Annotated in this window: 24 protein-coding genes; 15 read left to right on the top strand and 9 right to left on the bottom strand. The window is 71.8% G+C overall.

Features of this window, described 5'->3' with window-relative positions; translation table 11 throughout:
• Positions 1-21: 21 nt before the first annotated feature.
• A complete protein-coding gene (locus tag ACOOHE_RS04390; RefSeq protein ID WP_420456584.1) occupies positions 22-597 on the bottom strand; it encodes an ECF-type sigma factor in 576 nt (191 codons plus the stop codon).
• A gap of 140 nt (positions 598-737) precedes the next feature.
• On the opposite strand from ACOOHE_RS04390, the gene ACOOHE_RS04385 reads away from it, so the two are divergent.
• The 4 genes from ACOOHE_RS04385 to ACOOHE_RS04370 all read left to right on the top strand — a co-directional run bounded on the left by ACOOHE_RS04385 (position 738) and on the right by ACOOHE_RS04370 (position 4,713).
• Positions 738-1,337 (top strand): hypothetical protein, encoded by a 600-nt coding sequence (locus ACOOHE_RS04385; protein WP_420456583.1) that lies wholly within the window; start codon positions 738-740, stop codon positions 1,335-1,337.
• 64 nt (positions 1,338-1,401) lie between these two features.
• The gene (locus tag ACOOHE_RS04380) at positions 1,402-3,645 is read left to right on the top strand and encodes a T9SS type A sorting domain-containing protein (protein ID WP_420456582.1); all 2,244 of its coding nucleotides are present in this window, start codon (positions 1,402-1,404) and stop codon (positions 3,643-3,645) included.
• An 11-nt stretch (positions 3,646-3,656) separates the two neighbouring features.
• On the top strand, positions 3,657-4,289 hold the full coding sequence (locus ACOOHE_RS04375; RefSeq protein WP_420456581.1) for a hypothetical protein: 633 nt from the start codon (positions 3,657-3,659) through the stop codon (positions 4,287-4,289).
• A 43-nt stretch (positions 4,290-4,332) separates the two neighbouring features.
• On the top strand, positions 4,333-4,713 hold the full coding sequence (locus ACOOHE_RS04370; RefSeq protein WP_420456580.1) for an energy transducer TonB: 381 nt from the start codon (positions 4,333-4,335) through the stop codon (positions 4,711-4,713).
• A 25-nt stretch (positions 4,714-4,738) separates the two neighbouring features.
• Here ACOOHE_RS04370 and guaA read toward each other — a convergent pair whose 3' ends face one another.
• From guaA to efp, 5 genes are all read right to left on the bottom strand, one after another.
• A complete protein-coding gene (gene guaA / locus ACOOHE_RS04365; RefSeq protein ID WP_420456579.1) occupies positions 4,739-6,340 on the bottom strand; it encodes a glutamine-hydrolyzing GMP synthase in 1,602 nt (533 codons plus the stop codon).
• Positions 6,341-6,403: 63 nt separating this feature from the next.
• Complete coding sequence (gene gcvH, locus ACOOHE_RS04360) at positions 6,404-6,787, bottom strand: glycine cleavage system protein GcvH (RefSeq protein ID WP_420456578.1); 384 nt, start codon at positions 6,785-6,787, stop codon at positions 6,404-6,406.
• A gap of 73 nt (positions 6,788-6,860) precedes the next feature.
• Entirely contained in the window at positions 6,861-8,204 is a 1,344-nt protein-coding gene (gene accC / locus ACOOHE_RS04355; protein ID WP_420456577.1) for an acetyl-CoA carboxylase biotin carboxylase subunit, read from the bottom strand.
• 58 nt (positions 8,205-8,262) lie between these two features.
• On the bottom strand, positions 8,263-8,742 hold the full coding sequence (accB, locus tag ACOOHE_RS04350; protein ID WP_420456576.1) for an acetyl-CoA carboxylase biotin carboxyl carrier protein: 480 nt from the start codon (positions 8,740-8,742) through the stop codon (positions 8,263-8,265).
• A 126-nt stretch (positions 8,743-8,868) separates the two neighbouring features.
• The gene (gene efp / locus ACOOHE_RS04345) at positions 8,869-9,438 is read right to left on the bottom strand and encodes an elongation factor P (RefSeq protein WP_420456575.1); all 570 of its coding nucleotides are present in this window, start codon (positions 9,436-9,438) and stop codon (positions 8,869-8,871) included.
• Positions 9,439-9,641: 203 nt separating this feature from the next.
• On the opposite strand from efp, the gene rpiB reads away from it, so the two are divergent.
• The 5 genes from rpiB to ACOOHE_RS04320 all read left to right on the top strand — a co-directional run bounded on the left by rpiB (position 9,642) and on the right by ACOOHE_RS04320 (position 15,764).
• On the top strand, positions 9,642-10,307 hold the full coding sequence (rpiB, locus tag ACOOHE_RS04340) for a ribose 5-phosphate isomerase B (protein WP_420456574.1): 666 nt from the start codon (positions 9,642-9,644) through the stop codon (positions 10,305-10,307).
• Entirely contained in the window at positions 10,304-10,969 is a 666-nt protein-coding gene (locus ACOOHE_RS04335) for a hypothetical protein (protein ID WP_420456573.1), read from the top strand. Before rpiB ends, ACOOHE_RS04335 begins: the two co-directional genes overlap by 4 nt.
• A 218-nt stretch (positions 10,970-11,187) precedes the next feature.
• Positions 11,188-12,906, top strand: a complete 1,719-nt coding sequence (locus ACOOHE_RS04330) for an amidohydrolase family protein (protein ID WP_420456572.1) — start codon at positions 11,188-11,190, stop codon at positions 12,904-12,906.
• 65 nt (positions 12,907-12,971) lie between these two features.
• Entirely contained in the window at positions 12,972-14,345 is a 1,374-nt protein-coding gene (locus tag ACOOHE_RS04325; RefSeq protein ID WP_420456571.1) for an amidohydrolase, read from the top strand.
• 63 nt (positions 14,346-14,408) lie between these two features.
• Entirely contained in the window at positions 14,409-15,764 is a 1,356-nt protein-coding gene (locus tag ACOOHE_RS04320) for an amidohydrolase family protein (RefSeq protein WP_420456570.1), read from the top strand.
• Positions 15,765-15,786: 22 nt separating this feature from the next.
• Here ACOOHE_RS04320 and ACOOHE_RS04315 read toward each other — a convergent pair whose 3' ends face one another.
• From ACOOHE_RS04315 to ACOOHE_RS04305, 3 genes are all read right to left on the bottom strand, one after another.
• Entirely contained in the window at positions 15,787-15,990 is a 204-nt protein-coding gene (locus ACOOHE_RS04315) for a hypothetical protein (protein WP_420456569.1), read from the bottom strand.
• A 20-nt stretch (positions 15,991-16,010) separates the two neighbouring features.
• The gene (locus ACOOHE_RS04310; protein WP_420456568.1) at positions 16,011-16,445 is read right to left on the bottom strand and encodes a type II toxin-antitoxin system VapC family toxin; all 435 of its coding nucleotides are present in this window, start codon (positions 16,443-16,445) and stop codon (positions 16,011-16,013) included.
• Between the two features lie 97 nt (positions 16,446-16,542).
• Positions 16,543-18,282 (bottom strand): potassium channel family protein, encoded by a 1,740-nt coding sequence (locus ACOOHE_RS04305; protein WP_420456567.1) that lies wholly within the window; start codon positions 18,280-18,282, stop codon positions 16,543-16,545.
• A gap of 121 nt (positions 18,283-18,403) precedes the next feature.
• Between ACOOHE_RS04305 and ACOOHE_RS04300 the strand changes: the two genes are divergently transcribed.
• From ACOOHE_RS04300 to ACOOHE_RS04275, 6 genes are all read left to right on the top strand, one after another.
• Complete coding sequence (locus tag ACOOHE_RS04300; protein WP_420456566.1) at positions 18,404-19,075, top strand: esterase/lipase family protein; 672 nt, start codon at positions 18,404-18,406, stop codon at positions 19,073-19,075.
• A gap of 52 nt (positions 19,076-19,127) precedes the next feature.
• On the top strand, positions 19,128-20,228 hold the full coding sequence (locus ACOOHE_RS04295) for a beta-ketoacyl-ACP synthase III (protein ID WP_420456565.1): 1,101 nt from the start codon (positions 19,128-19,130) through the stop codon (positions 20,226-20,228).
• 435 nt (positions 20,229-20,663) lie between these two features.
• On the top strand, positions 20,664-21,785 hold the full coding sequence (locus ACOOHE_RS04290) for an LVIVD repeat-containing protein (RefSeq protein WP_420456564.1): 1,122 nt from the start codon (positions 20,664-20,666) through the stop codon (positions 21,783-21,785).
• 219 nt (positions 21,786-22,004) lie between these two features.
• Positions 22,005-22,652, top strand: coding sequence for a hypothetical protein (locus ACOOHE_RS04285; protein ID WP_420456563.1), 648 nt, complete (start codon positions 22,005-22,007; stop codon positions 22,650-22,652).
• A gap of 97 nt (positions 22,653-22,749) precedes the next feature.
• Positions 22,750-23,253, top strand: coding sequence for a hypothetical protein (locus ACOOHE_RS04280; RefSeq protein ID WP_420456562.1), 504 nt, complete (start codon positions 22,750-22,752; stop codon positions 23,251-23,253).
• Positions 23,250-24,290 carry a potassium channel family protein gene (locus ACOOHE_RS04275; protein ID WP_420456561.1) on the top strand — a complete coding sequence of 347 codons (1,041 nt, stop codon included), beginning with the start codon at positions 23,250-23,252 and terminating at the stop codon, positions 24,288-24,290. The genes ACOOHE_RS04280 and ACOOHE_RS04275 overlap by 4 nt, the downstream gene beginning before the upstream one ends.
• The last annotated feature ends 264 nt before the right edge of the window (positions 24,291-24,554 follow it).

Raw genomic sequence — 24,554 nt, 5'->3', positions numbered from 1 at the left:
GGAGGTCGGGTCAGAGGCGGCTCACAGGGTGCGGCGGACTTCGACGGCGAGCCAGGCCCGGGCCGCCCGCCAGTCTCGCGCGACCGTCGCCGCCGAGACGTCGAGCGCCTCGGCCGTCTCCTGGACGTCGAACCCGCCGAAAAAGCGGCACTCGACCATCTGGGCCTGCCGCGCGTCGAGCGCGGCCAACCGGTCGAGCGCCTCGTGGAGCGCGAGGACGTCGTCGGGCGCGCTCGGGGCCGAGGCGACCTCGGCGTCGAACGTGACGAACTGGCGGTCGCCGCCTCGCTTGAGCGCGCTCCGGCGCCGCGCGGCCTCGACCAAGACCTGGCGCATGGCCCGGGCCGCGATCCGCTTGAAGTGGAGCGGGGAGGCCGGCTCGGTCGAGAGCGAGCCGGCCATCTTGAGGTACGCCTCGTTGACGAGCGCCGTCGGGTTCAGCGTCTCGCTCGGGTCGTCGCGGCCGACCGCGCTCGCGAGCCGCCGGAGCTCCTCGTAGGCCGCGCTGAACAGCCGGTCGACGGCCTCTCCGTCTGCGGGGGGGTCGGGGGCCAGCACGGGAGGGGCGAAGGTGTGAGCGTTGGAAAAGAACGACATGGCTCCCCATTTTTCCAAGGCCGATGACAGATTCCGCGCCGGCCCTGCGCAAGGTGGGATGAGCGGGTGGCCCGCCGCCCCGACGGACCGTCGGGACCGGGCCGACCGCCGATGCTCTCCCTCACCCTCCCCAATCCGTCATGGCTCGCTTGCTCGCCCTCGCCGCCCTCGTCCTCGTCGCGCCGCCGGCCCTCGCCCAGGGCCTCGCCGAGTCCCCGCCGCCCGACGCACCGTCCGCCAGCGACGACGGTGCGAGCATCCTGGTCGTCGTCCGGCACGAGCCGGCGGCCGATCCGGTCGCCCCGCGTCCCGCCGAGGTGGCGGATGCCCGGATGGACGTCGACACCCGGTACGGGATCGGGCTCGGGGGGACGTGGCGCGTACAGGGGATCTCCGGGACCTACGACCTCAGCGAGACGCTCACGGCCGAGGCCATCGTCGGTGTGCTCGGCCGGCTGACGTCGCTCGGCGCGCGGGCGTGGTACCGGTTCGACCGCTCCGACGACTACGACCTCTACGCCTACGGCGGGGCCAGCTTCTACCGCTACAGCGTGTTCAGCGAGACGGCCGTCGGCATCGGCGGCGGGGCCGGCGTCCAGGCCGACCTCCGCAAGCTGCTCGGCAACGAGGACCTCCCGCCCATCTACCTCAGCGCCGACGCGGGGCTGACGTACGCCAGCTTCAACACGTACGGGTTCTCGGCCTTCACGGCGGGCTCGGGCATCCACTACCGGTTCTAGCCCGCCGCCCCGCCGGCGGCCGTTGCCGGCGGGGCTTTCTCTCTCTGCTCTCCCCTCTGGTTCCATGACCCACTTGCTCCGCCTCCTCTCCCTCTCGTTTGCCCTCGTTGCCACGGCGTCGGCGCAGGGGCTCAACGTCTACCTCGCCGCCTCGTCTGACGCGCTGGGCGCGGGCGACGAGATTGACTACACCGTGATGGTCTCGAACACGGGGTCGTCGACCTTAGAGAACGTCCGGGTAGAGGTGCGTCTGCCTGAGCAGGTGGCCCAGTTCACCACCGGGGCCGTGGTGGGAGGCGGGCTCGACTGCGGCAACGGCGTCTGCTCGTCCGGCGAGACGGTCGTGTGGAGCCTGGGGGCGCTCGACCCGGGGGACAACCGCCGACTCACATACCCCACCCTCATCCGTACCAGCCCCCCAGACGGCGACGCGACCACCGTCGTCGTGGCATCGGCCGACGCCGCTTCTGACATCATCCTGACGCACGACGTAGCCATCGACCCGACTCCCCTCCTGCGACTCAGCCTCGTGCCAGATCCCAGCCCAGCCGCTCCTGGCGAGCCCTTCTCGTACACACTTACCTACGGCAACGTCGGCAACGCGAGTCCGAGCGGGGTGACGCTCACGATGCCCGTACCGGAGGGCACGAGCTTCCAGAGTGCCACCGAAGGCGGATTCGAGACCGACGGTGTGGTGACATGGTCGCTCGGGACGGTCGGCGTCGGGGCAGGCGGGCGCGTCGAGGTGACGGTCGTTCCAAACGCCAGTTTGAGCCCGGGCGCAACTCTGGTGGCGGAGGCCGCGCTCGACTCTGGGGAAACGACCGAGTTGGTCGTGAGCTCGGAGGCCCTGACGGAGGTAGGAGCACGGGACGCGCTCCGCTTTGACTTCGCCCTCAGCCAAAACGCCTTGACCCGCTCGGGTCCCTTCGCCTACACGCTCACCGCGACGAACGTCAGCACCACGGACGAGCTCTCCGGGGTGACGGTCGACATCCGACTCCCGAATCAGATCGCCCAGTTCACCACGGGTAACGCGGTCGGGTACGGGTTCGACTGCGGCAACGGCGTCTGCTCGCCCGGAGAGACGGTCTCCTGGAACGTCGGGACGCTCGCGCGAGGCCAGAGCCGGACGCTCATCTTGCCCTCTGCCGTCGCGGACGGCGCACAACAGGGGCAGGTGCTGCGGGCGCTCTACTACGCCGCCGCGGACGGGCTCAATGAGCAGGCGGGGGGGGCCGACCTCGTCGTGGACCCCTCGCCGGTGACGGGCCTCCGGCTGGTCCCCAGTCCTGGCCCGGTCGCGCCTGGCGAGACGGTCACATACACGCTCCTCTTCGGCAACGTCGGGTTCCAGACCGCTGACCTCACACTCCGCCTGGCGTTGCCGGAGGGGACGACGTTCGTCTCGGCGACCGGCGGTGGCACGGAGAGCGACGGGACGGTGACGTGGGAGGCCTCGGCCGTGGCGACCGAGGCGGTCGGCCGGCTCCAGGCTACCGTCGAGGTCGACACGAGCCTCCCTGCTGGCCAGATTCTCCGGGCGGGGGCCGAACTCGACACGGGCTCGGCGACGGAGTACGTCGTCTACTCCTCGGCGGCCACCTCCCTCCGCAGCGGGGTCCCGCTCCGCGTCGCATATACCACGGACATCGACGCCGGAGAGCCCGGGGACCCCGTCGAGTTCACCTTGGTCGCGGAGAACACCGGGGCCTCGGACCTCACCGATGTGATCGTCGAGTTCCGGCTCCCGGAGCAGGCGGCCCAGTTCACCACCGGGGCCGTGGTGGGAAGCGGGCTCGACTGCGGCAACGGCGTCTGCTCGTCCGGCGAGACGGTTTTCTGGGACGTCACGACACTCGCGCCTGGTCAGAGCCGGACTATCGTCCTACCGACGTCCATCCGGAGCAACGCGAGCCCGGGCCAGTTCCTTCTCAGCCCCGTGGTCGCTTGGGCGACTGGGAGCAATGAGGTGGTCCTCTACAACGGCGTGCTCCTCGGCGAGGAGATCATGTTCCCCTCGACAGCGGCCGACGACGCGCCAGAGAGCGGCCTCCGCGTGACGCTGGCCCCGAACCCGACGGCCGGGCCCACGCGGTTCCTCGTCTCGCAGCCGGCCGCTGGCCGCGCCCGGCTGGCGGTCTACGACGCGCTCGGGAGAGAGGTCGCCGTCGTCCTCGATGCGCCCCAGCCCGCCGGCGAGCACGCCGTCACGTGGGACGCCGCCGGGCTCCCGTCCGGCATCTACCTCTACCGGCTCACGGTCGGCGACGCCGTCCGCACCGGCGCCGTCACCGTCGTCCGCTAGCCACGTCCGTCATGTCGCGTCAGTGGGACGAGTTCAACCGGGCACAGGAGCAGCACCGCCGCGACCGTGAGGCAGCCCAGCGCCGTCAGGAGCGGGAGCGCGACGAGTGGGCACAGCGCCACGTGGCCGACCTGCGCCGCCAGCAGGAGGAGCAAGAACGAAAGCACCGCCGCCAGATGGCGGAGCAGAACCAGGCGAACCGTCGGCACGCCGAGCAGAAGCGCCAGCGGCGCGAGCAGGAGGCCCGCGCTCGCGCCGACCAGCGCCGAGCCGAACGGGAGGCCCGCCGGCAGGGGACTCGTCCCCCGAAGGCTCCCACAAAGGGCTCTTCGAAGCCGCTGGCCGAGCGCCCGGCCGCCCCGCCCCACCCGACGACGCTCGCCGAGCGGGGGCGCGGGCTGACGGGGCTCCTCGCGCTCGGCGGCGCGGGGTGGGTCGGCTACGCGGTGTACGCGGGTGGGGCCGGGGGCGCCGTCGCCCTCGTCGCCGCGCTCGTCGTCGGGGTCGTGCTCGACACCCGGCCGGTCCGGGCGCTGGTGGGCGGAGTGCTGGCCCCGCTCGGGTTCGCCCTCAAGCTCGCCGTGTGGGCGGTCCTGCTCGGACTCGCCCTGCTCGTCCTCGGCGCCGTGTTCGGCGCCGGCTGACGTCCCCCGCTCGCACCCCTCCTCAACATTCTCTCCCGAATCCATGTCGACTCGCTTCCTTCTCCTCGCGGGCCTCCTCCTCGTCGCCGGCTGCGCCTCGGTCAGCGGCGACGGCGGCGAACCCGCGATCTTTGAGGTGGCCGAGGTTCAGCCCGAGTTGATCGGCGGGCTCACCGGGCTCCAAGAGCGGCTCGAGTACCCCGAGGCCGCCATCCGGGCCGGGATCGAGGGCCAGGTCGTCGTCCAGTTCATCGTCAACGAGAGAGGGAGCGTCGTCGATCCGGTCGTGCTGAGGAGCCCGAGTGAGCTCCTGAACGAGGCCGCGCTGAAGGTGGTCCGCGAGAGCCGGTTCACGCCGGGCCAGCAGCGGGGCCGGCCCGTCTGCGTCCGGTTCGCCGTCCCCGTCACGTTCCGCCTCCGGTAGTCTCCGCGGCCGTCATCCGGCGGCGCTACTCCCACTCGATGGTGGCCGGCGGCTTTGAGGACACGTCGTAGGCCACCCGGTTGATGCCCCTCACCTCGTTGATGATCCGGTTCGAGGCCCGGCCCAGCACGTCGTACGGGAGCCGCGCCCAGTCGGCCGTCATGCCGTCGGTCGAGGTCACCGCGCGCAGCGTGACGGCCTGCTCGTAGGTCCGGAAGTCGCCCATCACGCCGACCGACTTGATCGGGAGCAGGACCGCGAACGCCTGCCACACGTCGTCGTAGGTGCCGGATCGGACCAGCTCGTCGAGCCAGATCGTGTCGGCCTGGCGGAGGAGGTCGGCGGCTTGGCGCGTGACGGGGCCCAGGATGCGGACCGCCAGGCCGGGACCGGGGAACGGGTGCCGCTTGATGATGGCCTCGGGCACGCCCAGCTCGCGGCCGACCGCGCGGACCTCGTCCTTGAACAGCTCGCGGAACGGCTCGACCAGCTCGAACCCCAGCTTCTCCGGCAGCCCGCCGACGTTGTGGTGCGTCTTGATGGTCGCGCTCGGGCCCTTGAACGAGACCGACTCGATCACGTCCGGGTACAGCGTCCCCTGCGCCAGGAACCGCGGTTTGCGGCCCAAGCGCTCCGTCACCTTCTCCGTCTCGGCCTGGAAGACCTCGATAAAGGTGGCCCCGATGATCTTCCGCTTCTGCTCCGGGTCGGCCACGCCCGCCAGTCGGTCCAGGAACAGGTCGCTCGCGTCGACGGCGACCAGGTCGAGGTCGAACCCGTCGGCGAACGTTTTTTGGACCTGCTCGAACTCGCCGGCCCGCAGGAGCCCGTTGTCGACGAACACGCACGTGAGCTGGTCGCCGATGGCCTTGTCCAACAGCGCCGCCGCAACGGAAGAATCCACCCCGCCGCTCAGCCCCAGGATCACGTGGTCGTCGCCGACCTGCTCGCGGATGGCCTCGACCTTCTCGTCGATAAAGGAGCCCGTCGTCCAGTCGCCGCGGAGGCCGCAGACCTCGGTCACGAAGTTGCCCAGCATGGTCGCCCCGTGTTCGGTGTGGACGACCTCGGGGTGGAACTGGACGCCGTAGATCGGCCCGTGGCCCGAGTCCGGCTCGGCGGCAACGGCGGCGATGGGCGCGTTATCGGTGGCGGCGACGGCGCGGAAGCCGGCCGGCAGCCGCGTGAGGTGGTCGCCGTGGCTCATCCAGACGACCGAGCCTTCGGGAACGCCACGGAACAGCGCGTTCTCCTCGTGGCTCACGATCGGCGAGCGCCCGAACTCGCGCCGCGCGCTCGGCTCGACGCCGCCCCCAAGCGCGTGCGCCAGCGCCTGCAACCCGTAGCAGATGCCGAGCACGGGCACCTTCCGGCCGGCGTGGGGCTGCGTCATGTCCAGCAGCGCCGGGTCGAGTTGGGGCGAGCCCTCGTCGTAGACCGAGAGCGGGCCGCCGGACAAGATGAGGCCGCTCGGCTCGAGCGCGGCCACCTCGGCGGCGGGCCGCGTGCACGGGTGGATCTCGCAGTACACGCCGGCCTCCCGAACGCGCCGGGCGATCAGCTGGGTCGTCTGGCTCCCGAAGTCCAGGATGACGACCGTTTCGTGGGTCATAAGGGCAAGGGGCATGGGGGACGGGACAAGAGGCGTCGGCCGGGTCGCCCCATGCCTCATGACCCTTGCCCCACACCCTCAGGCGCCGATCATCTCTTTGTACTCGTCGGCCGAGAGCAGGGCGGCGACGGCATCGGGGTCACTCGGGCGGACCTTGACCATCCAGCCCTCGCCGTACGGGTCGGCGTTGACCGACTCGGGCGCGCCGTCGAGCGCGTCGTTGAGCGCCTCGATGGTGCCGGCGATGGGCGCGAACAGCTCGGACACCGTCTTGACCGCCTCGACGGTGCCCAGCGCGCCCTCGGCCTCGACCTCGGTCCCCTCGGCCTCCAACTCCACGAACACGATGTCGCCGAGCTCGCCCTGGGCGTAGTCCGTGATCCCGATGACCGCCAGGCCGTCGTCGTCGAGGCGGACCCACTCGTGGTCCTTGGTGTAGCGGAGGTCGGGGGGGAAGGTCATCGGTACGGGGTACAGGGTACGGGGTACGCGAGCGACGAGGCCGGGCGTACCACGTACCCCGTACCTCGTACCGTCACGCCGGAGGCGTGAGCTCGAAGCGCTCGAGGAACTTGGTGTCGAAGTCGCCCGCGCGGAAGCGGGGGTCCCTCAGGAGTTGCTGGTGGAACGGGACCGTCGTCTTGATCCCCTCGATGATGAACTCGTCGAGGGCCCGGAGCATCTTGGCGATGGCCCGCTCGCGGTCGTCCTCGCGGACGATGAGCTTGGCGATCATCGAGTCGTAGGTCGGCGGGACCGTGTAGCCGGCGTAGACGTGGGTGTCGCAGCGGACGCCCCGGCCCTTGGGGCTGTGGAACGCCGTGATGGTGCCGGGGCTGGGCGAGAAGTTGCGGAACGGGTCCTCGGCGTTGATCCGGCACTCGATCGAGTGGCCAACGGGGAGGTGGTCGCCCGAGGTGATCGTCTCACCGGCGGCGACGCGGAGCTGCCACTCGATAAGGTCGGTGCCCGTCACCTCCTCCGTCACCGGGTGCTCGACCTGGATCCGGGTGTTCATCTCCATAAAGTAGAAGTCCCGGTTCTTGTCGACCAGGAACTCGACGGTCCCGGCGCCCCGGTAGTTGACGGCCAGCGCACCGGCCCGGGCCGCCTCGCCCATCCGCTCGCGCAGGCCGGGGTCCAAGATCGGGCTCGGGGCCTCCTCCAACAGCTTCTGGTGGCGCCGCTGGATCGAGCACTCGCGCTCGCCGAAGTGGACGACCGTCCCCTGCCCGTCGCCGACGAGTTGGATCTCGATGTGGCGCGGCTCCTCGACGAACTTCTCGATGTAGAGGCGCCCGTCGCCGAAGGCGTTCGCGGCCTCGGTCCCGGCGGCGACGAACAGCTTCTCGAACTCGGCCTCGTCCGACGCCATCCGCATCCCCTTGCCGCCGCCGCCCGCGGACGCCTTGATCATGACCGGGAAGCCGGCCGCGCGGGCCGCCGCGAGCCCCTCCTTCACGTCCGAGACGGCGCCGTCCGAGCCGGGCACGACGGGCACGCCCGCGTTCCGCATGGTCTCCTTGGCGACCGACTTGTCGCCCATCTTCGAGATCGTCTCGGGCCGGGGCCCGATGAACGTGAGGTCGTGGTCGTCGCAGATCCGGGCGAACTCGGCGTTCTCGCTCAGGAACCCGTAGCCGGGGTGGATCGCGTCGGCGCCGGTGACCTCGGCGGCGGCGATGATCGACGGGATCTTGAGGTAGCTCTGGGCGCTCGGGGCCGGCCCGATGCAGACGGCCTCGTCGGCGAACTTGACGGCGAGCGTGTCGCGGTCGGCCGTCGAGTACACGGCGACCGTCGGGATCCCCATCTCGCGGCAGGTCCGGATGATGCGGAGCGCGATCTCGCCGCGGTTGGCGATGAGGACTTTGTTCATCTGTGATTTCAGATTGGTGATCTTCGATTGCGGAGCTCAATCATTCAATCATCAATCGTCACTTTTCAATGACAAACAGCGGCTGGTCGTACTCGACGGGCTCGGCGTTCTTGACCAGGATCTGGGCCACGGTCCCGGCCTCCTCGGCCTGGATCTCGTTCATCAGCTTCATCGCCTCGATGATGCAGAGCGTCTGGCCGACCTCGACGCGCGCACCGACGGCCACGAACGGGTCGGCGTCGGGCGCCGGCGCCTCGTAGAACGTCCCGACGATGGGCGCGAGCACGAGGGCCTCGTTGGCGCCGGACCCGGGCTCGGACGAGGGCTCGGACGAGGGCGCGGCCGGCGGCGGAGCGGCGGCGGGCGCCGGGGCCGGAGCGGGCGGGGCCGCCATCACGACGGAGGCGGGCGCCGACGGCTCGGCCTTCTTGGGCGTCGCGCGGACGGTCAGCTTAAAGTCGCCTTCCTCCACCTTGACCTCGTCCAGGCCGCTCTCGGCGACGATTTCGAGGAGGCGTTGGATCTTGTCGAGGTCCATGTCCATGGGACGGGCGGGGCACAGAGGGGAGGCCGAAGCTACGGACGCCGCCGACGGTTGGGCGTGTCAGGCGAGTTCGCAACCGGCCAGACCCGCTGAACCTGCCCAACCCGCTAGACCCAAACGCTACGCCGCCGTCACGCGCGTCGTGTAGTCGCCAGTCTCCGTATCGACCCGGATCAAGTCGCCCTCGTTGATGAAGAGGGGGACGTAGACCGTCGCGCCGGACTCGAGCGTGGCCGGCTTGGTGGCGCCGGTCGCCGTGTCGCCCTTGAGGCCGGGGTCGGTCTGGGTCACCAGGAGGTCGACCTGGCGGGGGAGCTCGACCGTCAGCGGCTCCTCGGTCCCGGCGTCGACCAGGATGATGACCTTCGAGCCCTCCTTGATAAAGTCCTTCTGCTCGACCATGTCGGCCCGGAGCGACCGCTGCTCGTAGGTCTCTGTGTTCATGAAGTGGAGCCCGAGGTCGTCCTGGTAGAGGTACTGCATGTCGCGGCGCTCGACGCGCGCCGTCTCGACCTTCTCGCCGGCCCGGAACGTGTTGTCGACGACCTTCCCGTTGCGGACGTTCTTGAGCTTCGACCGGACGAACGCGCCGCCCTTGCCGGGCTTGACGTGCTGGAACTCGACGATCTGCCACAGATCGTGCTTCCAGTTGAGGACGAGGCCGTTGCGGAAATCCTGGGTCGAGGCCATTTCGAGAGCGGGGGGCGTGGAGCGCCCGCAAGCTAGCCCGGCGCCGCGCCCGACCGGGCGAAGCCGGTGTGAGAGTGACCGAGTGGGCCTGTGGACGGGTGGACACGTGGAGAGTCGCCGAGGCACCAAGCCTCGGACGGCCTCCCTCCGCCCGTTCCCATTTCCCCGCCCCCCGTTCCCGCGAGCGGAGCGAGCTTTCCCCCATGCCCCGCCTCGTCTCCGAACGCACCGTCCTCGACGCCCTCGCCGCGGGCCAGCGCACGCTGGCGGTGCCCGAGGGCGCCCTGGTCACGGCGCTCGCCCGCGACACGGCGAGAGACCACGGCCTCGACCTCGTCACCGGCACGGGCGCGCCGGCTGAGACACCGACGGAGCCGGCCCGCCAGCCGGAGGCGCCGGCCCGGACGCTCGCCGTCGCCTGCGACCACGCCGGGTTCGACATCAAAAACGCGCTCGCCGAACACGCCCGGAGCCTCGGGTGGACCGTCACCGACCTCGGCACGGACTCGGCCGAGAGCGTCGACTACCCCGACTTCGCCTACGCCGTGGCCCGGCTCGTCCACCTCGGGCGGGTGCAGGTGGGGCTGATGATCGACGGCGTCGGCGTGGGGTCGGCCATCGTCGCCAACAAGGTGCCGGGCGTCCGGGCGGCGCTGTGCCCGGACGTGTTCAGCGCGTTCAACGCACGCGCCCACAACGACGCGAGCGTGCTCACGCTCGGGAGCCGGACGATGGGCGTCGAGGTCTGCAAGCGCGTGCTCGCCGAGTTTTTGGGGACCGACTTCGAGGGCGGGCGCCACGCGCGGCGGGTCCAAAAAATCCGCGACGTCGAGGCCCGCTTCCTGCCCGGCGCGCCGGGGGCGGCGTGAGGCCAGACGCCCTCCCCGTCCGGCCGCTCGGCTCCCGCGCCGTCGTCCCGCCCGACGCGCGGGCGGCGCTGTTCGGAACGGGCGCGACGCTGCGGCCGTCGGCCACGGTCGAGGTCGTTCGCCTGGGCGAGGTCGTCGGCCGGGTCGCCGTCGGGGCCGGGCCGGCGCTCGCGCTGTGGGTCGACGCGACGGACGAGGTGTCCGGAGACGTCTCGCTGCGCGGGCCGGCGGGCGCCGTCGGTCCGATGACGGCCCAACCGGTCCGGTCTCGCTTTGTGCTGCCGGACGGGCTCCGGCGGGCGTGGAGCGTCGGCGAGCGGGCGACGGTGGGACTCGGGGCCGTGGCCGTCGCCGTCCCGGTCGAGGCCGGGACCGAGGCCGTCGTCGAGGTCGAGCGCGCGCTGTGGCTGGCGGCCGGGCGGCCCGAGACAGCCCGGTGGCTCCCCGCCGTCGACCTCGCCTCGCCCGCCGACGACCCGGCCGACGCGGATCCGACGGACCCGCTCGTCATCGACCGCCGCGTCGTGACGGAGACCGACGTCCGGCAGGCGCGGCTGAAGCACCGCCGGATCCAACTCGCGCCGGGCCAGATCGTAACGCCCGCCGCGCAGTCGCTCGCCCGCGAGGCCGGCGTGTTCGTCGACGACGCGCGAGACCTGTAGCGAGACCTGTAGGGACATGATTCATCATGTCCGCCCGCCGCGCCGTGCGGTCGAGCTCGACCCGGCCGCCAGCGTGGGCGCTCCCGCTCGCGGACACGACGAATCGTGTTCCTACGGCGAGGGCCGATGATGACAGAGGGTCCGGGATTTGGGCTCGTCGCTCTGCCCCGCACCCGTCCGCGACCCGGCTATCTTTGCGCCGCCTCCCCCATCGTCGCATGTCCGTTCGCGTCTGCCTCGCCGCCCTGGCGGTCCTGCTCCTCGTCGGCCCGGCCCGCGCCCAGGGCGTCGGCGCGGGGACGCCGCTGCGGCCGGTGACCGGCGCCGCGGCCATCACGAACGCGCGCGTGGTGGTGGCCCCGGGCCGCGTGCTCGAGCGCGCGACGGTCGTCGTCCGCGACGGGCGGATCGTGGCCGTCGGCCGGGACGTCGCCGTCCCGTTCGACGCCGACGTGGTCGAGGGCGACTCGCTGACGGTCTACGCCGGCTTCGTCGACGCCTTCGGGATCGCGGGCGTGCCCAAGCCGGAGGACCCCGACGACTACGACGGCGACCGGGGGGCGCCGCCGCGCGCGCTCGCCGGTTTGACGCCCGAGCGCGACGTCCGCGACGGGTTCGACCCGTCGGACGCCCGGATCAAGCAGTTGCGCGAGGTCGGGTTCACGGCCGCCCACGTGGCCCCGCGCGGCGGGTTCTTCGCCGGCCAGGGCGCCGTCGTGCTGCTCCGCGAGACGGGCCGGCAGGAGGCGCCCGAGGCGCTCGTCCTGACCGAGCCCGTCAGCGTCGTGGCCGCCATCGACCCCGCGAGCGGCGTGTACCCGGCGACCCCGATGGGCGTGCTGGCGGAGATCCGCGAGACGGTCGAGAACGCCCGCCGCCGGCAGGCCGGCCGGACGGCCTACGACCGGGCCGCCGAGGGCGCCTCGCGCCCCCGCTTCGACCCGGTGCTCGACGCCGTCGGCACGCTGCTCGACGGCGACCGCCAGCTGGTGTTCGTGGCCGAGAGCTGGCTCGACGGGTTCCGCGCGCTCCGCGTGTCGCAAGAGCTCGGCCTCCGCCCGGTCCTGGCCGGCGTCCCCGACGCGGCCCCGCTGCTCGGCCGGCTGCGGGCGGACGAGGTGGCCGTGTTCGCCCCGCTCGCGCTGCCAGACACGGTCAAGGCCGACAGCACCGCGCTCGCCGTCCCCCTGCCGTCGACCACGCCGGGCGAGGTCTCGTTCGTGACCAACCGGCGGATCGTCTCATACCGCGACGCCCCGACCGAACTCGAAGCGCTGACGGTCCAGAAACGGGCGGCCGTGGCCCGGGCCGAGGCCAGCCCGGCCGCGCTCGACTCGGCCGGCGTGACCTTCGCGTTCGCCACGTTCGAGGTCAAGCCGGCCGAGGTCCACGCCAACCTCCGCCGGATGGTCCGCGCGGGGCTGGCGCCCGACGCCGCGCTGGCGGCGCTGACCACGACGCCGGCTGAGCTGCTCGGCCTGGGCCGCGAGATCGGCACGGTGGAGGTGGGCAAGCTGGCGAACCTCGTCGTCACGACGGGCCCGCTGTTCCAGGACTCGACCGAGGTCCGCCACGTGTTCGTCGAGGGCGTCGGCTACGAGGTCGAGGCCGGCGGGCCCGAGGGCGCCGACCCCGACGCGGTCGTCCAGGCCGTCGGGACGTGGGACTTCGAGGTCTCGACGCCGGGCGGGGCCCAGACCGGCACGTTCACGATCACCGGGTCCGGCGGCGACCTCAGCGGCACGTTCACGTCGGGCGGCGAGACGTCGCCCGCGACGGTGTCGGTCGCCGGCAACGCGCTCACGATGTCGTTCTCGACCGACGACTTCGGCACCGTCACCATCACCGGGATCATCACCGGCGACGAGTTCTCGGGGACGGCCGCGGTCGGCCCGCTCGGCTCGTTCCCGATGACGGCCACCCGCCAGCCGGAATAGCGCCCTTCGGGCGTGGTACGGGGTACAAGGTACCTGGTACGCGCCCCACCACACCCTCCCGTACCGTGTACCCCGTACCCCGTACCCTCCTCCTCTTCGCGCTCCTCGCCGTCGGCGCGAGCGCCCAGACGCCGACCGACCTGCCGCCCGCGAGCGAGCGTGGCAGCGTGCTCCTGCGCGGCGGGACCGTCCACACGGTCACCAACGGGACGCTCGAGGCCACCGACGTGCTCGTCCGCGACGGGCGGATCGAGCGGATCGGTCAGGGCCTGGAGGCCCCGCGTGGGGTCCCGGTCATCGACGTGACCGGCCGCCACGTCACGCCCGGCATCGTCGACGCCCACAGCCACATCGCGCTGTCGTCGGTCAACGAGGCGACGAACCCCATCGTGGCCGAGGTCCAGATGCGCGACGCGCTCGACCCGTCCGACGTCGGGATCTACCGGGCCCTCGCAGGCGGCGTGACCACGATCCACACGATGCACGGGTCGGCCAACCCGGTCGGCGGCGAGAACGAGACGATCAAGCTCCGCTGGGGCACGCTCGACCCGGACGGGCTGATCTTCGAAGGCGCCCCGCGGACGATCAAGTTCGCGCTCGGCGAGAACCCGACGCGCGTCCACGGCCGGGGCCGGGGCGTCCGCCCGGCGACGCGGATGGGCGTCGAGCAGGTCTACCGCGAGGCGTTCACCGAGGCCCGGGCCTACCGCGCCGAGCAGGACGCCGCCCGGTCCGCGCGCCAGCCGCTCCCGCCGCTCGACCGCCGCCTCGAAACCCTCGCCGACATCCTCTCGGGCGACGTCCTCGTCCACTGCCACAGCTACCGGGCCGACGAGATCCTAATGCTGATGGACGTCTTCCGCGACTTCGGCATCGAGCGGCTGACGTTCCAGCACGCCAACGAGGCGTTCAAAGTGGCGCCGGAGCTGGCGGCGTTCGGCGCCGGCGCGAGCGTGTTCTCGGACTGGGCGAGCTACAAGTTCGAGGTCTACTACTCGTCGGCCTACAACGCGACCGTGCTCGTGCGCAACGGCGTCCGCACGTCGATCAACTCGGACGACGCGGGGCTGCTCCGCTACCTGTACCACGAGGCGGCCAAGACCCAGCGCTACGGCGACCTCAGCGACGACGAGGCGCTGGCGCTCGTGACCATCAACCCGGCGTGGCAGCTCGGCATCGACGACCGCGTCGGGTCCATCGAGGTCGGCAAGGACGCCGACCTGGCCGTGTTCACCGACGACCCGCTCTCGATCTACACCCGCGTCGACCTCACGTTCGTCGACGGCGTCGCCCGGTTCGACCGAGCCCGCGACGGCGACGACCAGCGGCTGTTCGTCGACCCCGACGAGGAGATCACGCCGCTCCCGTCGCGCTCCGACGCCCACTCGGCGTCGTGCCTGCTCGGGACCGACCTCTACGAGCTCGCCGCCGGTGAGTAACCCGTTCCGGGGGGTACGGGGTACAGGGTACCCGGTACGTCCCTTCCTGCGACCTGTGACCCGATGACTCGTTTCGTACCCCGTACCGCGCACCTCGTACCGCTGGCGGCGCTCGCCGCGCTCGTCGCCCTGCCCGCCAGCGCCCAGGGCCCGCAGTACCGGGCCCGCACGGGCCCGTTCGCGCTCACCGACTGCCGCATCGAGACGGTCACGCGCGGCGTGGTCGAGCGCGGCACGGTCGTGATCGAGGACGGGCAGATCACAGCCGTCGGCGCCGCGACCGCGCCGGCCGGGGCGACGGTCGTCCCGTGCAACGGGGGGACCGTCTACCCCGGCATGATCGACGCCGGGACGCGGCTCGGGTTGGTCGAGGTCGGCTCGGTGTCGGAGACGCAGGACACGGACGAGGTCGGCGAGGTGACGCCCCAGATGGAGGCGCTGACGGCGATCAACCCGTCGACCGTCCACGTGCCCATCACGCGCGTCTCGGGCGTCACGACGACGCTGTCGGTGCCCGAGAGCGGGCTGATGCCGGGCACGGCGGCGCTCGTCAACCTGCACGGCTACACGCCCGAGCAGATGGCGGCCGGCTTCGAGGGCGTCGTCCTGAACTTCCCGATGTCGGGCCGGCGCGGGCGGTTCGACCGGCGCGAGCAGGAGGCCATCGACAAGGCGGCCAAGGAGGCGCTGGAGACGCTGGACGAAGTCTGGGAGCAGGCCGTGCTCTACGCCCGGATCGACTCGGCCCGCGTCGCCGGGACGCCGGACGCGGAGATGGCCTACCAGCCCGAGATGGCCGCGCTCTTGCCGGTCGTCCGAGGGACGATGCCGCTCTTGGTCGAGGCCAACAGCGCGACCGACATCGTCAAGGCCATCGAGTGGCTCGACGGCAAGAACGTCCGCGCCATCCTGACCGGCGTCGCCGAGGGCTGGCGCGTGGCCGACACGATCGCCGAGGCCGGCCTGTCGGTCATCACGGGGCCCGTGACCGGGTTGCCGACGCGCGAGAGCGACCGCTACGACCGGACGTACCAGAACGCGGCGCTGCTCGCCCAGGCCGGCGTGACCGTCGCCCTGCGCACCGACGACCGGATGCAGAACTACCGGAACCTCCCGTTCCACGCCGGCTTCGCGGTCGCCTACGGCCGCGACCTCGGCTTTGACCGCCAGCAAGCGCTGGAGGCCGTCACCATCAACCCGGCCCGGATCTTCGGCGTGGCCGACCGGCTGGGCAGCGTCGAGGTCGGCAAGAGCGCGACGCTGTTCGTCGCCGACGGCGACCCGTTCGAGCCGGCGACCCAGGTCACGGCCGTGTTTATCGACGGCTACCAGGTCCCGCTCATCAGCCGCCAGACCGAGCTCTTCGACGAGTACCTCCGCCGCGAGCCCGGCCTGACGACGGTCGGCGAGGGCGAGTAGGACGCCGCAGGACGAGCGGCCCCTACGGCTCGCCGGACCGTTTCTGGACCCATGCGATGGCGTCTTCGAACCCCGGGTCCCCGAGCAACTCGTCGCGCTCCGCCGTGTAGTCGCCCCGGCCCGGGCCGTACTGGTGGAGGAAGCGGGCCGTGTCCGCAACGCCGAGCGCGGAAACGAGTGCGCGCAGACCGATGGAGTTGATCTCGACCAGAGGCCGAGAGGACATGGGCGTCGGAGAAGTCGCGTTCATAGTCCAAGGGCGACGGCGAGTTCGAGAGGTGTGACGACGCGGACGCCCCCTGTGTTCGCGGCGCTCGCTTTGCCGAGGAAGCGGTCGTCGGTCGTGCAGAAAAAGTCGGCCCCGCCTTCGACGGCTGACGCAAGGTGCAGCGCATCGAAGGCCTTGATCCCAGCGGCTCGGTAGGAACGCGCTCGTTCCTTGACCGCACGGCTCAACGGGACCGATGACTCAGCGAGCCGGAGGGTTTCGGATGCGAAGTCGCGGCGTGTCGGGTCGAGCGCGGCGGTACTCTCCGCCACGAGGACGTCGGAGCTGAGAAGGCGCGCGCCGCCGCGCTCGACGTCTTTGATGACGGACTCGACTGCCTCCGCTTCGATCCGGACGCGAAACTGAACGCGGTTGTCGAGAGGCCGCTGGAGCGCGCAGTTGTCGAGGTACACGGTGGACACAGCTCGAAGCTAACCGCCAGCCTTCTGCGGTCGTCTCCGACCGTCGGGGAGCAGGACGCCGGCCGTCCGGCGACGCGCCTCTTTCGGGTCAGGCGCCGACGCCGAAGACCTCGCCGAACTCCGCCCGCTGCGCCGCGTCGCCGAGCATCAGCAGCTCCGAGCCCGGCGTGAGCACGGTCTCGGCCGAGAGGTCGGTCGTGACCTCCCCGTCGCGCTGGAGCGCGATGACCGTCATCCCCGTCCGCGCCCCGATCCCCGTCTCGGCCAGCGTCTTGCCGACGAGGGCCGGCGGCGGGGGGACCGAGAACAGGTCGACCTCCTCGCCCAGCACCAGGAGCTCCTTCCCCTTGAGCGTCGCGAGCACGGCCTGGGTGCCCAGCGTCGCGTAGCTGAGCACGAAGTCGGCCCCGGCGCGGTGGATGGCCCCCAGCGTACGGTCGTGCGTGATCCGGCTGACGATGCGGAGGGCCGGGTTGAGCTTCCGGCAGTACGACGCGAGGTAGACGTTCATCGCGTCGTCGTTCGTCGTGAGCACGACGGACGGGGCGTCGAGGATGCCGGCCTCGCACAGCCGCTCGTAGTCGGCCGCGTCGCCCGTGACGACCCGTCCGCACTCGCTCGCGAGCCGCTCGCACAGGGCGGCCTCCTGCTCGATGAGGTTGACCGGCACGCCGCGCCGCCGGAGCGCCCGGACGGCCGCCGACCCGACGCGGCCCCCTCCGACCACGACGACCGGGTTGGGGTTGGTATTGTAGATGACGAGGAGCTCGTCGAGCGCGCCGAGCTGGGCCTCGGTCCCGATCACGACGAGCACGCTCGACTCGGAGAGCGGCGTGTCCGCGCGGGCGGGCCGGAGCTGCCCGCGCTCCCACACGCCGACGATGCTCACGCCGGTCGTCTGGCGGAGCCGCGTCTCCCGGACCGTCCGCCTGGCCAGCGGCGTCCGGTAGACGGGGAGCTCGGCCAGGAGGAGGTTCTCGTAGTGGCCGATCGGGTGCGACTGCGCGTGGAGCGCGTCGACCCGGTTGGCGAGCTGCTCGCCCAGCCACTGCTTGAGCGGCAAGACGTGGGTGGCCCCGCTGAGCTCGAGCACGTCGATGGCCTCCTGCGAGTTGGCGATCGCCACGACGGGCCCGTCCGGGACGACCTCCCGGACGGTCAGGATGATGCTCGTGTTGACGGTGTCCTCGCGGTTGGCCAAGACCAGCCGGGCCCGGTCGAGCGCCAGCGCTTGGTACGTCGCCGGGCTGTCCACCTCGCCCGTGACCACGCGGAGGCCGTCGAGGTGCTGGGAGGCCGCCACCTCGGGGTCCTCCTCCAGGACGACATACGGGATCCCCTCCTGCTCCAGCCGCCGCACGAGCCCCGGCGTGATCGAGTCGAAGCCACAGATGACCACGTGGCCCGTCATCCCTCGGGGGGCCCGGCGCGGCGCCCGCATCCGGACCTGCGACTCGAGCCAGGGCGCGTAGAAGAAGCGGATGAACGCGAACGGCAACACGATCAGCAGGAGCACGATCCCCGAGATCAGGACCAGGATGCTGAAGAGCCGCCCGAGGTCGCTCTCGAAGGTGATGTCCCCGAACCCGAGCGTGCTCATCACGGTCAGCGTCCAGTAGAAGCCCGTGACCCACGAGTGCTGCTTGCCCTCGTGGAGCATCACGAAGTGGAACGCGATGGCGTACACCACGATGACGGCACACACGAACGCCACGTACTTCATCAGCGACCGCACGTTGCGGCGCACCTCGGTGTCGCTGAAAAAGTAGGAGAGCTGGACGCCGACGAATTTCATCGCATCGGCCCGGAGGCCGTTGGGGAGGGGCACCGCGTCTGCGAGCGGACGAGCCGGGGTCACTCGGCCGAGGCGGTGGGGCAAGCCGGCAGCGAGCATACGAACGCCCTCGCGCCAGCAGGACCCGCACGGCGCCCGGCCCCGTTCACCTTGCGTGCCCGCCCCCGTCCTCCTGTTCCACGGCTTGGGCCGGACCGGCCTCTCGATGCTCCCGATGGCCCGGGCGCTCCGCCGGGCCGGGTTCGAGCCCCACGTCGTCGACTACCCGTCGCGGAAGCACGCCATCGGGGCGCTCGTCGACGACGTCGTGGCCCCGCGCGTCGAGGCGGTGCTGGCGACGGCCGACCGGGTCCACTTCGTGACGCACTCGCTCGGCGGCGTGCTCGTCCGCGCGTTCGCCGCCGGCCGGGCCGACGCCGGGCGCCCGCTCCCCGACGGCTCGCGCGCCGTGATGCTGGCGCCGCCCCACGCCGGCTCCGAAGTCGCCGACGCGCTCGGCGACCGGTTGCCGTTCCGGACCACGCTGGGGCCGGCGCTCAGCGAGCTCGGCACGGGCGACGCCAGCGTGCCGGCGGCCCTCGGGCCCGTCCGCGGCGTCGAGGCCGGCGTGATCGCGGGGACGCGCGCGCTCGTCCCGTTCGGCCGGCTGTTCGGCGGGCCCCACGACGGCCTCGTGTCGGTCGCCAGCGCCCACGCCCCCGACGGGCTCGCCGACCGGGCCGTCGTGCCCAAGACGCACGCGCTCATGATGATGTCGCCGCTCGTGATCGGGCTGACGATCCGGTTCCTCGAAACGGGCCGGTTCGCCGCCCCGAGCGGCGCCTGAAACCGCTTTCGGCGCCGGCCCGTTCGCGCGCCCTGTACCCCCGCGACTCGCCATGACCCGGACGCACGCCTCGCTCATCGGCTGGGGCCACTTCGCCCCCGAGACCGTCGTCACGAACGACGACCTCGCCAAAATGGTCGACACGTCGGACGAGTGGATCCGGAGCCGGTCCGGGATCGAGCAGCGGCACTTCGTGACCGAGGACCAGGCCACGAGCGACCTCAGCATCGAGGCCGGCCGCCGCGCCCTCGACCGGGCCGGCGTGGACCCGGAGGACGTCGACCTGGTGATCGTGGCGACGTCGAGCCCGGACTACCTCACGCCGCCCGTGTCGAGCCAGGTCCAGCACGGGCTCGGCTGCACGAACGCCGGCGCGTTCACGATGATGGTCGGCTGCACTGGGTTCGTCTACGGGCTCGTCACGGCCGACCAGTTTATCCAGACCGGCGCCTACAAGACCGTCCTGGTGGTCGGCGCCGAGGTGATCTCGAAGAACCTCGACTTCGAGGACCGGACGACGTGCGTCCTGTTCGGCGACGGGGCCGGGGCCGTCGTGCTCCAGGCCACCGACGCGCCGTGCGGCGTCCGCTCGTTCGAACTGGGCAGCGACGGGTCTCAGGCTGAGGCCTTGATCGCGCCGTGCCCGGGCACGCGGAACCCGGTGAGCCAGTACGCCATCGACAATAGGACGCACTACCTCCGGATGGACGGGAAGGCCGTGTTCCGGTTCGCCACGCGGACCATGACCGAGTCGCTCGAGCGCGTCATGGGCAAGGCCGGCGTGGGCGTCCCCGACGTGGACCTGTTCATCCCGCACCAGGCGAACGCCCGGATCATCGAGTACGCCGCCAAGCAGCTCGGCCTGCCGCCCGAGAAGGTGGTGATGAACGTGGCCGACTACGGCAACACGTCGGCGGCGACCATCCCGATCGCGCTGTCGGAGGCGCTCGACGCGGGCCGTGCAAAGGCCGGCGACACGCTCGCGATGGTCGGGTTCGGGGCGGGCCTGACGTGGGCAGCGTGCCTGTTCGACCTGGGCCCGCTGGCGGTCTCTCCCTCCGACGCCGGCGAGGAGGCGGACCGGGCCGGCGGCGACGGCGCGCCGGACTCGGTCATCGACGACCGGGGCGTGGTGGACGGGCTCATCGCGTAGGGGCCGGACGAGCGGACCCCCTTGACTCCCGGCAGGTCGCTGCGCTCCCAGGCTCGGAACGCTGTCCCCCTGACCCAGGCAGGGCTGCTAAGTTCTGGTCAAACCTGCAAATCAAGCACCCAAAAACAGGAGTCATCCCCGCGCACGCGGGGACCCATACGGGCTCGCTCGCTGATCCGGCCTCGCATGGATTCCCGCGTGCGCGGGAATGACTCGTCTTATTTGTAGAGTCGACAAAGAATTTAGCAGCCCTGCCCTTCGAGGGGGACCGTCCGGGCGCCCGCTGAGCGGAGCGAGGGGCGTGCGGACGGGGGGTCCGCCAGCCGGTGCCGAGGCGCCGTTCGAGCGTGCGCTCGCCCTGCGTCGCTCCTAAACCCCCCGTCCGGGAACCGGCGTCGCGACCTAGATTGACGGTCACGCCCACCCCACCCCGCCATGCGCCTCCTCGCCGCCGCGGCCCTCGCCGCCCTCCTCGTCGCGCCCGTCCGCGCCCAGCAGCTCGACCTCATCGGGACCGTCGAGCTGCCCACCATCCCCCGGCCCGGCGCCGACGAGCCCCGCGCCGAAGGCAGCATCGGCATCCCCGACGTCGTCGGTGGGTCCGACGTGTGGGCGTACACAGCCAACGACGGGTCCGAGTACGCGATCATGGGCAACGTCGAGGGCATCGCGATTGTGGCCGTGCCGTCGCTCGAGGTCGTCGCCCAGATCCCGGGCCCGACGAAGGACGCCCCGTTCTACTGGCGCGACATCAAGACGTACGGGTCGTTCGCCTACATCTCGACCGAGGCCTACGGCCCGAACGAGGGGTTGCAGGTGATCGACCTGCGCGGGCTGCCGCACCACGCCGAGGAGATCGCCGTCGTCCGCGGCGAGAACGACCGGCTGGTGTCGTCGCACAACCTGTCCATCGACACGGTCACGGGCTACGCCTACATGCTGAACTCGGACGGCAACGGGATCGTCGTGGTCGACCTGTCGGACCCGATCCGACCGGTCGACGTGGCCGAGGTGACGGTCCCCGACTCGCACGACGTGTTCGCCCGGGGCGACACGCTCTACGTGGCCGAGGGCCGGAGCCCGACGTTCTCGATGTGGGACATGACCGACAAGACGGCCCCCGCGCTCATCGGCCGCGTCGACGTCCCGCAGCCGGGCTACGTCCACAACATCTGGCCGACGGCCGACGGCCGCCACGCGCTGACGACCGAGGAGACGGTCAACAAGACGGTCAAGGTGTGGGACCTCTCCGACGCGGACAACCCGACCCTCGTCGGCGACTGGCTCGGCACGAGCCGGCTGGCCCACAACGTCCAGATCGACGGCGACTACGCCTTTGTCTCCCACTACGCCTCGGGCGTCTACGTCCTCGACATCTCGGACATCGCGAACCCGGTCGAGGTGGCCCGCTTCGACACCCACCCCGACAACGACGACGCGGCGTTCTACGGCAACTGGGGCGTCTCGCTCCCGTCGCCGGGCGGCTACCTCTACGCCAGCGACCTCGAGGGCACGCTGACCGTGCTCAAGTGGAGCCCGGGCGTGCCCAACATGTAGCCCACGTTGCGCCTCGGTCCTTTGGGTCCGTCAGGACCGAAGACGGGAGACCGCCCGATCCTCATCGGGGGAGCCGGTCCCTGGTCTTCCGTCTCCGGTCCCACAGCCTCCTCCGGTTCAGACACAACGTGGGCCGTGTAATCGGCCAAATCCCCCGAACGTGTGACGGCCGGGCGACCGAAACGGCGTAGTGTGGGGTGCACCACCCCTCCCGACTTCATGCCGACCCGCCTCACGCTCGCGCTCCTGGCCGCCCTCCTCTCCCCCCTCGCCGCGTGCGGCGGCGACGACACCGACTTCGACGGCGACATCGAGGAGACCGGCGAGCCCGGCATGATGGGCCGCGTCCAAGAGATGCAGAGCGCCGTCGAGAAGATGCAGGAGTCGGCCGAGCGGGCCCCGGCCGAGCCCGTCAACTTCCGGGTCCTGCGGGAGCTCCTGCCCACGTCCGTCGCGGGGATGGACCAGGGCGAGGTCGAGGGCGCGACCGACGGCGCGATGGGGTTCTCCATCTCTCGCGTCGAGGCCGTCTACCCGGGCGACGGCGGCGCCCAGATCGACATCGGCGTGATGGACTACGGCGCGATCCCGTCGATGGCCATGATGGGCCTGGGCTGGACGATGGCCGACATCGACCGCGAGGCGGGCTCGACGTATGAACGGACGGTCACGTTCGGCGGCAACCGGGGCTTCCGCTCCTACGACGCGGACGCCCGGTCGGGCGAGTTCAGCTTGGTCGTGGCCGACCGGTTCCACGTCGAGGTGACGGGCTCCGGCGTCTCGGACGACGACCTGGAGGCGGCCGTCCGCGCCGTCGACCTGTCGGGGCTGGCGGCGCTCCGCGACGAGGGGAGGCCGGATGCGTGAGGACGGAGGGTAAGGGGGAGTCTGCCGGCGAGCAGGACCGCTCAGCTTCCACGCTCTCCTCTCCACCCTCTGCCGTCCCCTCCCGTATTTTCCGGCCATGCTCGACCCGCTCCCCGATGCCGCCCGCGTGTGGCTCGTCGCCCTCGACCGGACGCTCGGCGCCGGCCCCGCCGAGGCCCTCCGCCAGTCCGTCGCCGGTTGGCTCCCGTCGTGGCAGAGCCACGGCCGCCCGGTCCGCGCCGACGCCGCCGTGCTCGCCGGCCGGGTCCTCGGCGTCGGCGCCGTGATCTCGGAGGCCGACCTCAACGCCGGCGTCTCGGGCTGCGGGATCGACGCGATGGAGCGGGCCGTCGCCGAAGCCCTCGACGCCCACGGGGTCGGCCGCGCGCCCGCGCTCGGCGTGACGTACCGCGACGCCGACGGGGCGTGGCAGAGTGTGGCCCGGCCGGCGTTCCGCCGTCTCACCCGGTCCGGCCAGGCCGGGTCTGAGACGACGATCCTGGACGTGACGGCGGCCACCGTCGGCGACCTCCGCGCGCACGGCGTCGAGCGGCCGGCCGGCGAGACGTGGGCGGCCCGAGCCTTCGCCCTCCCGGTGTGACCGGTCCGGCCGGCTGGCCCACCCGATCCCGGTCGACCGTCCCGCGCGAGATCGCCCTCGGGACCGTCGCGGTGGCGGCGCTCCTGGTCATCGGGACGGTGGGCTACGTGACCATCGAGGGGTGGCGGCCGATGGACGCCTTCTACATGACGTTCATCACGCTGAGCACGATCGGGTTCTCGGAGGTCCGCCCGCTCAGCGACGCCGGGATGGTGTTCACGGTCGGGCTCGCGTTCGTGGGCATCGGTACGTTCGCGACCATCGCCACGCGCGTCGTCCAGCTCGTCGTCACGAGCGTCACCCTCCGCCAACGGGCCATGCAGCGCCGGATCGCCAACCTGTCGGACCACTACGTCGTCGCCGGGTTCGGCCGGATCGGTCACCGGGTCACCCGGGACCTGGTCTCGGCCGACCGTGACGTCGTCGTGATCGACCAGCAGGACGACCAGGCGGCCCAGCTCGACGCCCTCGGGCTCCCGTTCGTCCAGGGCAACGCCGAGGAGGAGGCGACGCTCCGGGCGGCCGGGATCGAACGGGCGGCCGGGCTCGTGCTGGTCCTGCCCCAGGACGCCGCGAACGTGTTCGTGGCCCTGACGGCGCGCGAGATCGCCGGCGACGCCCTGTTCATCGTCGCCCGGACGAACGAGCAGACGTCGCTGAACAAGCTGGTCCGGGCCGGCGCCGACAAGGTCATCTCGCCGCCCGAGATCGGGGCGGACCGGATCGCCCAGACCATCCTGCGGCCGCGCGTCGACCGGTTCATGGAGCAGGTGCTGGGCGTCAAGGCGCTCGACGTCGACCTGGAGGAGGTGACGGTCGAGGCGGGCAGCCTGCTCGACGGCCGCTCGCTGGCGACGGTCGACTTCCGCAGGCAGTTCGACGCCGTCGTCGTCGGCGTGCTCCGGGGGGCCTCGGGCGAGTGGCGGTTCAACCCCGACCCCAAGCTGCCGCTCGAAGCCGGCGACGCGCTCATCGTGCTGGCGACGGCCGAGCAGATCCGGAAGATCCGCGCCGAGGGCGCCCGGCCGGTTCGATAGGAAAGGTGGACCTGTGGACGAGTGGACTCGTGGGGCCAAATCCGCGAGGAGCGTGGGGGCGTGGGAGGAGGGGGCCCCTCTACACCCGTCCCCCCCACTCCCTCCACATCCAGGACGGACGGCCGATCCGCCGGACGTGGCGTCACAGGTCCGCCCGTCCAAGGTCCACATCCCCCGGGACAATCGTCGTCGGCGGCGTGCGTTCCCCGGCGGTGAAGGCGTCCGACCGCGTGTGGCACGCCGGTGGCAGGCGTCGCGCACGGA

The sequence above is a fragment of the Rubrivirga sp. genome (assembly GCF_965213695.1).
GTDB lineage: Bacteria > Bacteroidota > Rhodothermia > Rhodothermales > Rubricoccaceae > Rubrivirga.
The sequence above is the reverse complement of the archived record's forward strand: the minus strand, read 5'-3'. Positions and strand labels throughout refer to the sequence as shown.